Genomic DNA, 15,110 nt, shown 5'->3' with positions numbered 1-15,110 from the left:
GCGGGGATGACGGCAAGCGGGTATGCCGGGTCCTACGCCGCCGCCTGCTCGCGCAGTTCGTGCGCGCGCTTTTCGCCGAGGTAACGGATGATGCCCGCGCGGACCACGTAGATCAGCGGGATCAGCGCCACGGCGGCCAGCATCTTGTACGCGTAGTTCACCGTGCTCACCGCGAGGAACAGCGACGTCGGCCACTTCTGTGGACCCAGCACGAAGGCGATGTAGAGCACGACGAAGCTGTCGACCAGTTGCGACACCGCGGTCGAGCCCGTCGCGCGCAGCCACACGTGCTTCTCGCCGGTGACGCTGCGGATGCGGTGGAACACCGCCACGTCGATCAGCTGGCCGATGATGAAGGCGACCAGCGAGCCGGCGATCGTCCACATGCCCTGGCCGAACACCGCCGCGAACGCCGCCTGGTAATCGGCCACGCCCTGCGCCTGCGCGGCCTTCACCCACCAGTCGGCGGGTGCGAGCGCGATCGCCGCGAAGGCGAAGAGGAAGCCGTACACGATCAGCCCGGCGGCGAGGTACGAAATCATCCGCACGCCGCGACGGCCGAAGAACTCGTTGATGACGTCGGTCATCAGGAACACCACCGGCCAGAGCAGCGTGCCGGCGGTGAAGCTCAGCGAGCCCGACTGGCCGAACAGGTTCCACTGCAACGGCGCGATGCCGAGCGTGTCTTCAAGCGCGAAGATCTTCACGCCGATGAACTCGGCCAGCACGGCGTTAACGCAGAAGAACGCGGCGAGGATGATGAACAACCGCACCGCGCGATCGTCGAGCGTGCGCGCGACGGCCACGGGCGGAACTGATGCGGGCACGGATTGGCTCACTGCGCTTTCCCCTTGGCGCGGTTTACGTGGTCTGCCGGTTTACGGCGATTTTTCCACCGCAGAGGGCGGCGAGAACGGAATCGTGTCCGGCGCGACGGCGCCGCCGGAAATGATGAAGCTCATCGCCTGGTCCACGCTCCAGTCGGTCGGCGTGATCTTCTCCACCGGCACGATCTCGAGATAGCCCGACGTCGGATTCGGCGTGGTCGGCACGTACACCGCGGCCAGTTCGCGACCGGTGCCGTGCTCGCGGATCACGCGCGTGACGAAACCAATCGACTTCATTTCCTTGTGCGGGAAATCCACCAGCACCACGCGCTGCGTGCCGTCGGGCTTGGTCTGCAGGATGTCCAGCAGCTGGCGCGCGCTCGAATACACGATGCTCGCCAGCGGAATCCGCTGGATCAGCGCCTCGAACCAGCGCAGCAGGCGCTGTCCGATCACGCGACGCGCCATCACGCCGGCGAACAGGATCACCGCGAGCGTCGCCAGCAGCGCGAGCACCGTGCGCACCCACGGTTCGTCGAGCCACGCCAGCTGGCGGTTGGTGTTGGCGAGGTTCTCCAGCACCGGGCCGATCAGCGGCGCGCTGATGTCCGACAGCATCACGAACACGAACTTCACCACGACCCACGTCAGCCAGATCGGCAGCAGGGTCAACAGGCCCGTGAGGAAGAGCTTCTGCAGGCTCGGCTTGGGCGCCGCGGGCCGGATCGGCGCGGCGGCGGGGGAGTCGGGGGAGTTCGGCATGGCGCGGATTGTAAGACCGAACGGGCGGGCCTTCGCGGGCCATTCGTTGCGCCGCGTGGCGGCACCACCTGCACGGGCTCTCAGCGCTCGCGGACGAGCCGGAAGCCCACGTCGTCGTAGCCGCGCGACGCGGGCAGCGTGCGTTCTTCCTGGCGGCTGCGCCACGAATTGCCCGCCACCTGGCGCTGCTGGCAGTTCTGGCCGCAATCGCGAAGCCAGAGCGAGACCGCGCGGCCGTCCATGTCAGCCGGCGTCTGCGTGATTTCCTCTGCGCTGGGCAGCCGGTAGCGGCGACCGGTCTGCGCGCTGTACCACTGCGCATACGCCTGCGCATCTTCCAGCGAGATGCATACCACCGGATCGTTTTCGCCCTGCTTGAAGCCGGGCTGCTGCCAGTCGCGCGGATCGAGCATGCGCAGCAGCGACGCGCGTTCGCGGCACAGCGCCGGTTCGCGCCCGTTGGCGGCGGCGAAGCGCGCGTACTCGCGGCGGCTCACCGGCCGAGGCGTGAGCGCGACGCTCACCTTCGCGCTGCTTTGCGAAGCGGTGTCGAGTGTCGCGCCGCGCGCCAGGCCCTTCGGCAGCGCCTTCGCCTGCGCGAGCAGGCGCGCGTCGAACTTGCGCGGCAGTTCCATCTTGTCGGCCAGCGCGGTGAGGCGCTGCACGTCGGCGCCGTCGCGACGCTTCACCGACTGCTGCAGGCGCGCTTCGAGTGCGGCTCCGGTGGCGTCGCGCAGCTTCTGCTGCGCCGGCGAGTTCGCCGTGCCGGTCTGCTGGCCCAGTGCGATCGCGCGCGAATGCAGGTCGAGCGCGCGCTCGTCCTTCCCGTCTTTCACCGCGCGCACGATGTGTTCGGAGAAGGCGCCGGTGAGCTGCTCGATGGCGGCGGCGACATCGGGATGCGTGCTGTCGGTGTGCCACGCGAGCAGCACGCTGTCGAACGCATTGGCGTCCTGCGGCTCGGTCAGTCGGCCGCGCGCGATCTGCTGGCGGGCGTCTTCGAGCGCGTGCTGCAGCGGTGCCTCGGGCAGCGGTTGCAGCATCGCAGCGGTCGGATCGGCCGACGGCGTCGCGTTCGGAGCGGTGGCGATCGGCGCGACGGGCGTCGCCGGCGGCGTTTCGTCGCCACGGTCGAAACTGAAGGCGAGCACGACCAGCGTCACCGCCGTCACGCCGACGGTCGCCCACACCGGCATCGCCCAGCGCTGCGTCGGACGCAGGCGTCGCAATGTTTCCAGCGCGGGCGTCCAGGGCTTGCGCTGCTGCACGGCGCGGACGGCGTCGGCCATCTGCGCGGCGTCCTGGAAACGGCTTGCCGCCTGCTTCGCGAGGCCGCGGTTCATGAAGCGCTGCCAGTGGCGCAGGTGATGCGGCAGTTTCGGGATCGGATCCTGCGCGTGCATCACCGCCATCGACAGCGCATCGGCGGCTTCGAACGGGAGACGTCCGGTGAGCATCTCCCACAGCAGCACCGCCATGCTGTACAGGTCGGCGCGGCCGTCCACGTCCTCGCCGCGCGCCTGTTCCGGCGCCATGTACGCGGTGCTGCCGACGGCGAGGCCGGCGGTCGTCACGCGCGGGCCGAACCCGCGGCGCAGCGCGATGCCGAAGTCGGCCAGCAGCACGCGCTCGCTTTCGTCGAACAGGACGTTCTCGGCCTTCACGTCGCGATGCACGACGCCGCGGGAGTGCGCGTAATCCAGCGCCGACAGCAACGTCAGTGCGATGTCGATCGCACGCGGTTCGTTCTTGCTCAGGTCGCGCTGGCCGAGGTGGCCGCGCGGGAGGTAGGGCATCGCGTAGTAGGGCAGGCCGTCGTAGGTGCGGCCGACTTCGAAGATGCCGACGATGTTGGGATGTTCCAGCCGCGCGATCGTGCGCACTTCGTTCTCGAAGCGGCGACGGCTGACTTCGTCCGCGAGTGCGACAGGCAGCATGACCTTGATCGCCACCTCGCGTTGCAGCGCGAGCTGGTGACCCAGGTATACGGTCGACATGCCACCGTGGTTGATCACCTTGTGCAGGCGATAACCGGCGATTTCCGGCAATGGCGATGCGTTGTCGTTGTTGCCTGCAGAACCGGACATCGCGGCCCCCTGTCGCGAAGCAGGAGCATACGCCGAGAGAGGGGAAAGCTCACGACGTGCGCATCACAACAACCATGTGCGCAAGGTCGTTGCCGCGGCGTGATGACGCGCAGCGTCAGTTTTTGCCGAACAGCCCTGTTTTTACGGGCATTTTTGGGCGTTTTGTGCCGCGGTCACTCTGCGTCGCCGTTCTCGCGGTGCGCCGGTTTGCGCCGGACGTAGAGCTGCTTGCGCACGCGCGCGACGACGTCGCCGCTGGCGTCGTTGATATCGGTGTCAAACCATCGCAGCGCTTTTTCACCGTTAGCGGTGGCCGCGCGCAATTCGTCGAGGACGTCGTCGCGCAGGCGGAAATCCGCATGCACCGTGCCGCGGCCGGGCTTCACGAATTCGATCTCGCCGGCCTTGTCCCAGACCCAGTATTCGCGCCCCAGCGACTGCATGGTGAGCAGCATCCAGAACGGGTCGGTCATCGCGAACAGGCTGCCGCCGAAGTGCGTGCCGACGTAGTTCCGGTTCCAGGGACGCATGCGCAGCTCGACGTGCGCATGGCGGTAATCGGCGGTGATGGCGGTGACGTGGATGCCGCTGAAGAGGAACGGCGGCCAGAGGTTCAGGCCGCGACGCAGGACGCTGGCTTTCATTCGACGGGCTGTGCGTACGGGACGCACAGCCTGCCATACGGATGCGTATTGATCTAGCCGTGGCGCGGCTTGACCGCCTCAGAACAGCAGCGAGGACATCTTGCGGCGGTACTGGCCGACGAGGTCTTCGTCCTCGACGACCCGGAAGGCGTCGATCAGCGCCTTGCGGGGCAGGCCGTCCTCGTAGGCCTTGTCGCGGCGGAGCATTTCGAGGAACTGCTCCAGACCCGCCTGCGCGTCGCCGTCGACAATCTTCAGCGCGCCGAGCAGGTGGCGGGCGCGCAGGTCGTCCGGGTTGCTGGCGATGGCCGCTTCGAGCACCTCCGCCGGAGGCGCGTCCTTCAGCAGGGCGGCGAAACCCAGCCGCGAGCGGGCGCGGATGGTCCGGTCGTCGGTGGCGAGGTTCGCCGGCAGGGCGTCGAGCAGCTGCTCGGCTTCCTGCGCGGCGCCGGTGCGGAGCAGGGCGAGTGCGAGGTCGAGCTTGAGTTCGGCGTTGTCCGGCGCGGCGTCGGACTCGTGACGAAGGCGCACGACTTCGGCGTGCGGGTCGACGGGTGCGGCCTCGGTCTCCGGCGCCGCGGCATCATCGACGGCCGGATCGGCCGGCTGGATGCCGTGGTGGGTCAGGAATTCGCGGAGCTGGCCCTCGGGCAGCGCGCCCGGGAAACCGTCGACCAGCTGGCCGTCCTTGACCAGGAACACGGTCGGGATCGAGCGGACCTGGAACGCCCCGGCGAGCTGCTGTTCCTTGTCGACGTCCACCTTCGCCAGGCGGAAGGCGCCGTGGTAGTCGGCGGCCAGCTTCTCCAGGATCGGTCCGAGCGTCTTGCACGGCCCGCACCATTCGGCCCAGAAATCCACCAGGACCGGCACCTGCATCGATTTCTGCAGGACTTCGGCCTCGAAATTGTCGGCGGTGGCGTCGAAGACGTGGGCGTTGGCGGTAGCGTCGGAAATCGTCATTCGGAAGGCTCGCGGGGCTCGTTCGGCGATGCTGGGGAAATGGGGGCGGCGCCTGCGTCTGCCAAGCAGGCGCGGAGCGGGTCGTCACGCTAGCATGCCGGCATGAACCGTCCGACCGTCCCGTCCCCGGCTTCGTTCGACCGTCACGCCGGCTGGCTCGCGGCCGCATGCTGCGCGATCGCGGTGGTGGGCTTTGCGGCCACGCACGCCGCGTTCTCGCATGCGCAGCACCCGCTGGGATTGCTCGGCGCGGCCGACGTCCCCGGCGCTTCGGCGTTCAACCTGCTGGGCTTCATCGCCCCGGGGCTGCTGGCCGCGTGGGTATTCGTTCGACTGCGGGCGCGATTGCCGGTCGGTGCCGCGCGCTGGGCAGGCATCGGCTGCTGGATGCTGGCGTTGTCCGCGCTGGCCTTCGCCGCGCAGGGCGTGTGGCGGCTGGATCCGGCCGACCTCGACGGTCCCATCAGCCAGCGTCACGCGACGATGTGGCTGCTGTGGTGGCTTGCGTTCGCCGCGGGCGCGCTCGTGCTGGGCGCCGGCCTGCTCCGCGATCGCATCTGGCGCGGCGTGTCGATCGCGTTCGTCATCGCGGGCACGGTCGTGGTGCTGCTCAACGCGTTTCCGGTGTTTGCCGGGCCCATCGCGCAGCGCGTCGTGCTGCTCGCGTGGCTGGTATGCGTCGTCGTGGCGTCGCGAAGCGGCGGCGTGATCCGCATCGCCTGACGCCGCGGCCCTCCCCGGCACGAGCCGGAGAGGGCGCGAGGATCAGGCTTCCGGCGTGCGGAACACCGCACCGTCCTTCATCACGAAGTCGACCTTCATCACCTGCTGGATGTCTTCCAGCGGATTGCCCGGCACGGCGACGATATCGGCGCGCTTGCCGACTTCGATCACGCCCTGGTCGTCGACGCCGAGCACTTCGGCGGCGCGGATCGTGGCGGCCTGGAACGCCACCGGCGCCGGAATTCCCGCTTCGACCATGTAGATGAACTCGCGCGCGTTGTCGCCGTGCGGGCCCACGCCCATGTCCGTGCCGAAGGCGATCTTCACGCCGTTCTTGTAGGCGTTGGCGGCGGTCTGCTGGATCAGTGCGCCGATGCGCTGCGCCTTCGGGCGCACGACATCGGGGAAGTAGCCGTCGATCTTCGCCTTGTCGGCGACGAAACGACCGGCGTAGATCGTCGGCACGTACCAGGTGCCGTGCTGCTTCATGAGCTTCATCACCTCGTCGCTCATGTAGGTGCCGTGCTCGATCGATGTCACGCCGCCGAGCACCGCGCGCTTCATGCCTTCCTCGCCGTGCGCGTGCGCGGCGACGCGATAGCCGTAGTCCTTCGCGGTGTCGACGATCGCCTTCACTTCCTCGACGGTGAACTGCGGCGCATCGCCGGACTTCGCGTACGACAGCACGCCGCCCGTCGCAGTGATCTTGATGACGTCGCTGCCTTCCTTGTAGCGCTGGCGCACGGCCTGGCGCGCGTCGTCGATGGAGTTGATGACGCCTTCGGTCGGACCCGGCGGGCCGATCAGGTGCGAGAGCGCGTCGTTGTAGCCGTTGGTGGGATCGGCGTGGCCGCCGGTGGTCGCGATCGACTTGCCGGCCGCCCAGATGCGCGGGCCGGACACCAGGCCCTGGTTGATCGCGTCGCGCAGGTGCGGGCTGACTTCGCCGCCGAGGTCGCGCACGCTGGTGAAGCCGGCCATCAGCGTCTTCTTCGCGTAGTCGACCGAGCGGAAGGCGTAATCGACATCGTCGAGGCGGAAGCCTTCGGAATAGCTCTGCGGGCTCGACTGGCTGCCCAGGTGCACGTGCAGGTCGGTCCAGCCGGGCATGCAGGTGTGGCCGCTCAGGTCCACGCGCGTGGCGCCGGCGACGTCGGCGCTCGCGCCACCGATCACCTGCTCGATCTTGCCGTTGCGCACCAGCAGCGTCTGCGGCCCGGTGAGTTTGCCGGATCGGGCGTCGAAGACCTGGCCGCACTGGAGCGCCTGCGCGGCGTCCTTCGCGGGCGCAGCGGTCTGGGCTTCTGCGTGGACTGGAATGCTGGCGATGGCGGCAAGCAAGGCAAGGCTGAGCGGCTTGAGCACGTACGACTCCCCGTGTGGTTTCGATCCCCTGGAACCGTCGATTGAAGCACACGGGCGCGGGCGCGAAGGAGACCTGCGGCGCAGCTTCCGGCGCCAATCGCAGGCCGCGCCGGCCTCGCGTGGCGGGCCTTGCTGCGCTGCGGTAGGCTTGGCGGTTCTTTCCCCCGCCTTCCGAACGCCGTGTCCGCCGAAGCCGCAAACGAAACCCGCCCCTACGACCCGCAGGCCATCGAGGGCGATGCGCAACGCTTCTGGGAGGGCACGCGCGCCTTCGAGGTGAACGAGACCTCGGAAAAGCCCAAGTACTACTGCCTCTCGATGCTGCCCTATCCGTCGGGCGCGCTGCACATGGGCCACGTGCGCAACTACACCATCGGCGACGTCATCAGCCGCTACAAGCGCATGACGGGCCACAACGTCCTGCAGCCGATGGGCTGGGACGCCTTCGGCCTGCCGGCCGAGAACGCCGCGATCAAGAACAAGACCGCGCCGGCCAAGTGGACCTACGCCAACATCGCGCACATGAAGGCGCAGCTGCAGCAGATGGGCTACGCCATCGACTGGTCGCGCGAGTTCGCCACCTGCCAGCCGTCTTACTACGTGCACGAGCAGCGCATGTTCGTGCGCCTGATGAAGCAGGGCCTGGCGTACCGCAAGAATTCCGTCGTGAACTGGGATCCGGTCGACCAGACCGTGCTCGCCAACGAGCAGGTGATCGACGGCCGCGGCTGGCGCACCGGCGCGCTGGTCGAAAAGCGCGAGATCCCGCAGTGGTTCCTCAAGATCACCGACTACGCCCAGGAGCTGCTCGACGGCCTGGACGCGCTGCCCGGCTGGCCGGATGCGGTCAAGACGATGCAGCGCAACTGGATCGGCCGCAGCGAAGGCCTGGAAATCCGCTTCGACGTGGTCGACGGCGACGGCAACGCGTTTGAACCGCTGCGCGTGTTCACCACGCGCCCGGACACGCTGATGGGTGTGACGTTCGTGTCGATCGCCGGCGAGCATCCGCTCGCGCGCCTGGCCGCGGAGAAGGATGCCGAACTCGCCGCGTTCCTCGACGACCTGAAGAAGGGCGGCGTCACCGAAGCCGAACTGGAAACGCAGGAAAAGCGCGGCCGCTACACCGGTCTGAGCGCGATCCACCCGATCACCGGCGAGAAGATGCCGGTCTACGTCGCCAACTTCGTGCTGATGAACTACGGCACCGGCGCGGTGATGGCGGTGCCGGGCCACGACGAACGCGACTGGGAATTCGCGCGCAAGTATTCGCTGCCGGTGCGCATGGTGATCGTGCCGCCGGAAGTGCGTGACGCGGTGAACGAGATCGCCGGCGACCTCGCCAAGCACGAGGACGCGATGAGCAGCGCGCTCGGCGAAGGCGCATCGGCCGACGTGTACGGCACGACGGCCGCGGTGCAGGTCGTCAAGGAATTCGAACGCCGCATCCAGGAAGAGGGCGCGTACACCGAACGCGGCTGGCTGGTGAATTCGGGCGAATTCGACGGCATGGATTTCCAGCAGGCACTGGACGCGTTCGCCACGCGTTTCGAAGCCGACGGTCGCGGCCAGCGTCGCGTGAACTACCGCCTGCGCGACTGGGGCGTGAGCCGCCAGCGTTACTGGGGTTGCCCGATCCCCGTCATCCTGTGCGCGAAGTGCGGCGACGTGCCGGTGCCGGAAGAACAGCTGCCGGTCGTGCTGCCGGAAGACGTCGCGTTCTCCGGCGTCACCTCGCCGATCAAGTCCGACCCCGAATGGCGCAAGACCACCTGCCCGCAATGCGGTGGCGCGGCCGAGCGCGAAACCGACACCTTCGACACCTTCATGGAGTCGAGCTGGTACTACGCGCGTTACACCTCGCCGGGCGCGCAGCAGCAGGTCGACGAACGCGCGAAGTACTGGACGCCGGTGGACCAGTACATCGGCGGCATCGAGCACGCGATCCTGCACCTGCTGTATTTCCGCTTCTACCACAAGCTCATGCGCGACCAGGGCCTGGTCAACAGCGATGAGCCGGCGACGAACCTGCTCACCCAAGGCATGGTCATCGCCGAAACCTTCTATCGCGATCACGAAGACGGCTCGAAGGACTGGATCAACCCCGCCGACGTGGAAGTGATCCGCGACGAACGCGGCCGCATCACCGGCGCGACGCTGAAGGCCGACGGCAAGCCCGTCGTCATCGGCGGCACGGAAAAGATGTCGAAGTCGAAGAACAACGGCGTCGATCCGCAACTGATGGTCGGCAAGTACGGCGCCGACACGGTGCGCCTGTTCTCGATGTTCGCCGCGCCGCCGGAGCAGTCGCTGGAGTGGAACGAAGCCGGTGTCGAAGGCATGGCGCGTTTCCTGCGCCGCTTCTGGCGCGAAGTGGTGACGCACGTGTCGCAGCCGGATCATCCCGATGTCGCAACGCTGCTCGCCGGCGGCGCGCAACTCGATGCCGCGCAGAAGACGTTGCGTCGCCAGCTGCACGAGACGATCCAGAAGGTCGGTGACGATTACGGCCGCCGCCACAGCTTCAACACCGCGATCGCCGCGCTGATGGAACTGCTCAACCACGTGTCGAAGTTCGACGACATGAGCGATGCCGGTCGCGCCGTGCGCCACGAGGCGCTGCAAGCGATGGTGCTCCTGCTCAATCCGGTGACGCCTCACGTCTGCCACGCGCTGTGGCAGGCGCTGGGTCACGCGGAAACGCTGCTGGAGGACGTGCCGTTCCCGGTCGCCGATTCCGCCGCGCTCACGCGCGACGCGGTGACGCTGGCGGTGCAGGTCAACGGCAAGCTGCGCGGCACGATCGAGGTGCCGGTAAACCTGGACAAGGCCGAAGTCGAGCGCCTCGCGCTCGCCGAACCGAACGTCGTCAAGTTCATGGAAGGCCTGACGGTGCGCAAGGTGATCGTGGTGCCAGGGAAGATCGTCAACGTCGTTGCGGGGTAGCCGCCTTCGGCGGCCTCCTGGCCGATCTGGTGCGCAGGTAGCGGCTGCACCCGCGCACATCGTCATCCCGGCGAAAGCCGGGACCCAGGCCAGGAGCGGTCCACATAGCGCGGCCCCCGGCCTGCGCCGTGATGGCGGGAACGTGATGGCGGAATCGGCAACGACGCCGAATTCCCCCTGTGCCGTGGACACTGCGCGTTCGCACGTGATGAATGAACCCGCCCGTCCGCGGCTTGCCCGCGCTGGCAGCCTCCTCCAGACTTCGCCCATGACCCTTCGTTCCCTGCTCAAGCGCGCCATCCCCGTCGCCCTCGCGTTGACCCTGACGGCCTGCGGCTTCCATCTGCGCAGCGCGCTGGTGCTGCCGCCGGATCTCGGTCCGGTCCGGGTCGTGTCCGTGGATCGCTACAGCCCGCTGGCCGAATCGCTCGCGCAGGCGCTCACGCGTGCCGGCGCCGTTCCCGCGACCGAGCGCACCACCGACGCCACCGTGCTCGACCTGATGGCCGAACAGTGGGGCGATCGCCCGATCAGCCTGGACGAGCTCGGCCGCGCGCAGGAGTACTCGCTGCGCTACGCGGTCACGTTCGAACTGCGTCGCCCCGATGGCACGGCCATCGTCCCGCGCCAGACGATCGAGCTGGCGCGCGATTACGTGTCCAACCCCGTGCAGGCCATCGGTACCGAAGGCGAGCGCGAGATCCTGCAGGGCGAAATGCGCCGCGAGATGGTCGCCTCCGTGCTGCGCCGCCTCGACGCGGTGGCGCGCCACGCCACGGCTGCCGCCGCCGCCGCGCCGACCGAAGTCACGCCGCCGCCGACCTCGGACACGACCACGCCCTGATGGAACTGCGTCCGGAGCAGCTCGTCGCGCAGCTTGGCCTCGACCGGCCCGAGCCCGCCTCGCTGCATCCGGCGTACCTGATCGCCGGCCCCGAGCCGCTGCGCGTGCTCGAAGCCGCCGACGCGGTGCGTACCGCCGCGCGCCGGGCCGGCATCGCCGAGCGCGAGGTGTTCGAGGCCGAAGGCAACCAGCGCGAACCCGACTGGAACGCGTTGTCGGCAACGTTCCGTGCGCCGAGCCTGTTCGCCAGCCGCCGCCTCGTCGAACTGCGCCTGCCCAGCGGGAAGCCCGGCAAGGAAGGCGCCGAAGTCATCGCCGATTTCTGCGCCGACCCGCCGCAGGACGTCACGCTGCTGATCACCGCCGGCGAGTGGAGCAAGCAGCACGGCGGCAAGTGGAGCGAGGCGATCGGGCGTATCGGCCAGGTCGCAATCGCGTGGCAGGTCAAGCCGCACGAGCTGACCGACTGGATCGAGAAGCGCCTGCGCGCGCGCGGCCTGCGCGCCGAACACGACGCCGTGCAGAGCCTTGCCGAGCGTGTCGAAGGCAACCTGCTCGCAGCCGCACAGGAAATCGACAAGCTCGCGCTGCTGTCCGACGGCCAGACGCTGGATCGCGAACGCATGGCGCAACTCGTCGCCGACGCGGCGCGCTACGACGTGTTCCGCCTTGTCGATGCGGCGATGAACGGGCAGGGCGCGCAGGTCTCGCGCATGCTCGCTGGACTTCGCGCCGAAGGCGAAGCCGTGCCGGGACTGCTCGGCATGATCGTGATGGAACTGCAGCGCGCCGCCGCGCTCGCCCGCGTGCAGGCACGCGGCGGCAATCTCGCCTCGGAATTCAAGGCGCAGCGCATCTGGGATTCCAAGCAGCCGATGTACAAGCGTGCGCTGGCGCGTCACGCCTCGCCGCGCTGGGAGGCGTTCGTCGCTGAAGCCGGCCGCGTCGACCGCATCGCCAAGGGCCGCCCGCGTTACGGCGAGGAACCCGTCGATGCGTGGCTGGCGCTGGAGCGCCTGCTGCTCGCCGTGGCCGAACCGCGCGCGGCGCGCCTGCTGGTCTGCTGACGCCACGGCGCATGAGCCTGCGCGTCTACTACGGCGGAACCTTCGATCCGGTGCATGCGGGCCATCTTTCGGTCGCCTGTGAAGTGCGCGACGCGCTGGGCGCACAGGTCTTCCTCGTGCCAGCGGCCGATCCTCCCCACAAGGACGCCACTCACGCCGACGCCGAAGCGCGTGCGCGCATGCTCGACCTGGCCATCGCCGGCGAGCCGGGCCTGAAGGTCGATCGTCGCGAACTCCATCGCGACGGACCGTCGTACACCGTCGACACGCTGCGCGGGCTCCGTGCGGAACTCGGCCCTGAAATGCCGCTGGTATGGATGATCGGCGGCGATTCGCTGCTGCAGCTGAACACCTGGCACCGCTGGCGCGAGCTGTTCGACCTGGCCCACGTGCTGGTGGTCGCGCGGCCGGGATCGCACCTGGAGCCGGTCGCCGTCGCCGCGGCGGCGCCGGAGATCGAAGCCGAGATCGGGCCGCGTCGCCGCCCCGCCGAAAGCCTGAATGGCGCGCCGGCCGGCGGACTGGCCGTTTTCCCGCTGCATCGTGAACGCCCGGAGTCGTCCACCGAGCTCCGCCGTCGCATGGCCGCCGGCGAGCCGTGGGAGGCGGGCGTCCCGCCGACCGTGGCCGAATACATCCGCCGCCATGGGCTGTACGGCGTCCGGGGCGTCACGCCGGCTTCGTTATAATCCCCGGGCACTGCAATCCCCCCAAGAGAGCCATCGCCCCTTGAGTACCGAAGCGCAAGTCATCAAGACCCGCCTGCCCAACCCGCCGCCGCCGGTGGATGTCCTGCTGAAGACCGTGCATGCGGCCGTGGAGGAACTCAAGGCGCGCGACGTCACCGAAATCGACGTGCGCGGCAAGAGCAGCGTTACCGACTACATGGTCATCGCTTCGGGCACTTCGACCCGGCACGTGAAGTCCATCGCCGACGAAGTCGTCAAGTTCGCCAAGAACCTCGACGTCCAGCCGCTGGGCGTGGAAGGCGAGCGCGAGGCCGAATGGGTGCTCGTCGACCTGGGCGACGTCGTGGTGCACGTGATGCTGCCGCGCGTGCGCGAGTTCTACGCGCTCGAGCGCCTGTGGACGGTCGGCGACCAGCCGCCGGAAGCGGAAGAGGACGAAGTCGAGATGGACGCCGAAGGGCGTTTCTGACGCCTCGCGTCCGTCACGCTTGAACGAGCACGGCGCCGCGAGGCGCCGTTCTCGTTTCTGCATGTGCCCCGATGTTCCGCACATTCCGCGCCATGCGGCGTTCAGAGATGTCCGCGTTCCCACGGGCCGGTGATCGCGAAGGTAATGCCCGGCGTCTGGATGTTCACGAACATCGTGCGGCCCCATGGATCCCAGCAGGCGCCGCAGAATTCGCTGTCGCGATAATCGCCCTCGGCGATGGTCTTGCCGGCGTTGCCGATCTGCGTGGATGTCAGCTCGATGTTGTTCTTGCAGAAGTAGAACGACTCGCCCTGGCGCGTGAGGCCGATGAGGCGCGCGCCGGGGCCGTATTCGTCCGGGCTCTCGCCGCCGTCCTCGCACAGCAGCACGCCGCCGCGCGCGCTGACGGTGATGTTGTCGGGATTGTGCGCGGCGAGCTGGTTGCCGCTGACGAAGAGCGCGCGGATACGCTGCGTCACCAGATCGAGCACCCACACCGAACCGTTGCCGCGACCGCGGCGTCCCTGATCGTCCACGCCGGTGCTGGTGTCGACGATGAACATCTTCCCGTAGCTGTGCCAGATGCCTTCGCCGCGGCTCATGCGCAGCGCACCGTCGGCCCAGGCCTGCGCGAAAGGACCGCTGAGCGTTTCGCCCGCAGAGATATCGGGGAATCCCGCCGGCGCGACGATGCTGTCCAGGTCCGGATCGGCGATGTCGACCCACTCCAGGGCGTACTCGTCGCCGATCTTCGCCACCGTCAGGTCGGCATTGCGTTTGCCGCGCACACGCGCGGCCTGCAGGCGGCCGCCGTGTTCGAGCGAGCCGTAGCGGCCGGCGCGATCGTTCGGGATGAAGCGGTACAGGCCCGCCTTGTTCCGGTCGTCCTCGGTGAGATAGACGATGCCGGTGCGCGGATCGACCGCGACCGCTTCGTGGCTGAAACGCCCCAGGCCGACGAGCGGGCGACCGCTGGTGCGTTCGGCGTCGGCATGCACTTCAAACACGTAACCGTGCTTGCGGCCGGTGCTGGACGCAGCGTCGGTCTTGATCTCCTCGCAGCTCAGCCACGTGCCCCACGGCGTCGGACCGCCGGCGCAGTTGACCAGCGTGCCGCCGAGGCTCGCCTCGATGCCGTGCCATTCGCCGTTGCGATGCGTGAGCGTGGTCGTGCCGCCGCCGGCGCGCTGGCCGCCGCCGATGTCGCCGGTGTCGTACATGCCCGGCGCGTTGATCGGCGTGGCGCCGCCGCGTTCGTGGTTACGGATCAGCACCAGCTCGTGGCCGTGTCCGTGACCATTACCGCGGCCATCGCGATCGAAGCGACCGCGACCGGGTTTGCGCACCGCGACGACCGCCATGCCGTCGTGGCGATCGGGGCAGGGCTGGCCATCGCTCATCACGTCGCCCGACCAGCCGAAGGAGCGGTAGCTGAAACCGCGCGGCAGCTGCAGCAGCGGCAGCCCGGTGCTGCGATCGGCCACGGGGGCGAGCGGACCGTAGCGGCTCGGGATCGGCGACAGGCGGGTCGGATCGCCGCCGGCGAGCGCCTGGCGTGTGTACAACGCGCCGAGCGTGCCGATGGCACCGACCGCCATCGCGGCGGCGCTGCCTTTGAGAACCTGGCGGCGGGAGGAACCGAATGCGTCCATCTGCATCTCCTGCGGGGCTGGGGGAAGCCCGAATGCTGGGAGCGCGGGATGGCGTTTCGATGACACGCGCGC

Annotated in this window: 13 protein-coding genes; 6 read left to right on the top strand and 7 right to left on the bottom strand. The window is 68.7% G+C overall.

The window, feature by feature from the left end; genetic code table 11:
• Window positions 1–32: 32 nt before the first annotated feature.
• From DX912_RS02620 to trxA, 5 genes are all read right to left on the bottom strand, one after another.
• Window positions 33–806, bottom strand: a complete 774-nt coding sequence (locus tag DX912_RS02620; protein WP_115840871.1) for a queuosine precursor transporter — start codon at window positions 804–806, stop codon at window positions 33–35.
• A 72-nt stretch (window positions 807–878) separates the two neighbouring features.
• Window positions 879–1,589 (bottom strand): DUF502 domain-containing protein, encoded by a 711-nt coding sequence (locus DX912_RS02615; RefSeq protein WP_115840870.1) that lies wholly within the window; start codon window positions 1,587–1,589, stop codon window positions 879–881.
• An 80-nt stretch (window positions 1,590–1,669) separates the two neighbouring features.
• On the bottom strand, window positions 1,670–3,676 hold the full coding sequence (locus DX912_RS02610) for a bifunctional serine/threonine-protein kinase/formylglycine-generating enzyme family protein (protein ID WP_115840869.1): 2,007 nt from the start codon (window positions 3,674–3,676) through the stop codon (window positions 1,670–1,672).
• A gap of 173 nt (window positions 3,677–3,849) precedes the next feature.
• On the bottom strand, window positions 3,850–4,320 hold the full coding sequence (locus DX912_RS02605; protein WP_115840868.1) for a DUF4442 domain-containing protein: 471 nt from the start codon (window positions 4,318–4,320) through the stop codon (window positions 3,850–3,852).
• 78 nt (window positions 4,321–4,398) lie between these two features.
• Window positions 4,399–5,283: a thioredoxin gene (trxA, locus tag DX912_RS02600; protein ID WP_115840867.1), complete on the bottom strand. Its 885-nt coding sequence runs from the start codon at window positions 5,281–5,283 to the stop codon at window positions 4,399–4,401.
• Between the two features lie 102 nt (window positions 5,284–5,385).
• Between trxA and DX912_RS02595 the strand changes: the two genes are divergently transcribed.
• Complete coding sequence (locus tag DX912_RS02595) at window positions 5,386–6,006, top strand: DUF998 domain-containing protein (RefSeq protein WP_115840866.1); 621 nt, start codon at window positions 5,386–5,388, stop codon at window positions 6,004–6,006.
• 42 nt (window positions 6,007–6,048) lie between these two features.
• On the opposite strand, the gene DX912_RS02590 is transcribed toward DX912_RS02595, so the two are convergent.
• Window positions 6,049–7,371 carry a metal-dependent hydrolase family protein gene (locus DX912_RS02590; protein ID WP_181902676.1) on the bottom strand — a complete coding sequence of 441 codons (1,323 nt, stop codon included), beginning with the start codon at window positions 7,369–7,371 and terminating at the stop codon, window positions 6,049–6,051.
• Window positions 7,372–7,551: 180 nt separating this feature from the next.
• Here DX912_RS02590 and leuS point away from each other — a divergent pair, with 180 nt between their 5' ends.
• From leuS to rsfS, 5 genes are all read left to right on the top strand, one after another.
• Entirely contained in the window at window positions 7,552–10,317 is a 2,766-nt protein-coding gene (leuS, locus tag DX912_RS02585; protein WP_115840865.1) for a leucine--tRNA ligase, read from the top strand.
• A 268-nt stretch (window positions 10,318–10,585) separates the two neighbouring features.
• A complete protein-coding gene (locus DX912_RS02580; RefSeq protein WP_115840864.1) occupies window positions 10,586–11,161 on the top strand; it encodes an LPS-assembly lipoprotein LptE in 576 nt (191 codons plus the stop codon).
• Window positions 11,161–12,228, top strand: a complete 1,068-nt coding sequence (gene holA, locus DX912_RS02575; RefSeq protein ID WP_115840863.1) for a DNA polymerase III subunit delta — start codon at window positions 11,161–11,163, stop codon at window positions 12,226–12,228. The genes DX912_RS02580 and holA overlap by 1 nt, the downstream gene beginning before the upstream one ends.
• An 11-nt stretch (window positions 12,229–12,239) precedes the next feature.
• On the top strand, window positions 12,240–12,917 hold the full coding sequence (nadD, locus tag DX912_RS02570) for a nicotinate-nucleotide adenylyltransferase (RefSeq protein WP_115840862.1): 678 nt from the start codon (window positions 12,240–12,242) through the stop codon (window positions 12,915–12,917).
• A 40-nt stretch (window positions 12,918–12,957) separates the two neighbouring features.
• The gene (gene rsfS / locus DX912_RS02565) at window positions 12,958–13,386 is read left to right on the top strand and encodes a ribosome silencing factor (RefSeq protein ID WP_115840861.1); all 429 of its coding nucleotides are present in this window, start codon (window positions 12,958–12,960) and stop codon (window positions 13,384–13,386) included.
• A 101-nt stretch (window positions 13,387–13,487) separates the two neighbouring features.
• Here the strand turns inward: rsfS and DX912_RS02560 are convergent, their stop codons facing one another.
• On the bottom strand, window positions 13,488–15,038 hold the full coding sequence (locus DX912_RS02560; protein ID WP_115841043.1) for an alkaline phosphatase PhoX: 1,551 nt from the start codon (window positions 15,036–15,038) through the stop codon (window positions 13,488–13,490).
• Window positions 15,039–15,110 lie beyond the last annotated feature (72 nt).

The sequence above is a fragment of the Lysobacter soli genome (assembly GCF_003382285.1).
Lineage (GTDB): Bacteria > Pseudomonadota > Gammaproteobacteria > Xanthomonadales > Xanthomonadaceae > Lysobacter_J > Lysobacter_J soli.
The sequence above is the reverse complement of the archived record's forward strand: the minus strand, read 5'-3'. Positions and strand labels throughout refer to the sequence as shown.

What these genes read in the sequence shown, in the direction of transcription:
- DX912_RS02615 (WP_115840870.1), bottom strand. Translation starts at nt 1,589, where the DNA reads ATGCCGAACTCCCCCGACTCCCCCGCCGCCGCGCCGATCCGGCCCGCG.
- DX912_RS02610 (WP_115840869.1), bottom strand. Translation starts at nt 3,676, where the DNA reads ATGTCCGGTTCTGCAGGCAACAACGACAACGCATCGCCATTGCCGGAA.
- DX912_RS02605 (WP_115840868.1), bottom strand. Translation starts at nt 4,320, where the DNA reads ATGAAAGCCAGCGTCCTGCGTCGCGGCCTGAACCTCTGGCCGCCGTTC.
- trxA (WP_115840867.1), bottom strand. Translation starts at nt 5,283, where the DNA reads ATGACGATTTCCGACGCTACCGCCAACGCCCACGTCTTCGACGCCACC.
- DX912_RS02595 (WP_115840866.1), top strand. Translation starts at nt 5,386, where the DNA reads ATGAACCGTCCGACCGTCCCGTCCCCGGCTTCGTTCGACCGTCACGCC.
- DX912_RS02580 (WP_115840864.1), top strand. Translation starts at nt 10,586, where the DNA reads ATGACCCTTCGTTCCCTGCTCAAGCGCGCCATCCCCGTCGCCCTCGCG.
- holA (WP_115840863.1), top strand. Translation starts at nt 11,161, where the DNA reads ATGGAACTGCGTCCGGAGCAGCTCGTCGCGCAGCTTGGCCTCGACCGG.
- nadD (WP_115840862.1), top strand. Translation starts at nt 12,240, where the DNA reads ATGAGCCTGCGCGTCTACTACGGCGGAACCTTCGATCCGGTGCATGCG.
- DX912_RS02560 (WP_115841043.1), bottom strand. Translation starts at nt 15,038, where the DNA reads ATGGACGCATTCGGTTCCTCCCGCCGCCAGGTTCTCAAAGGCAGCGCC.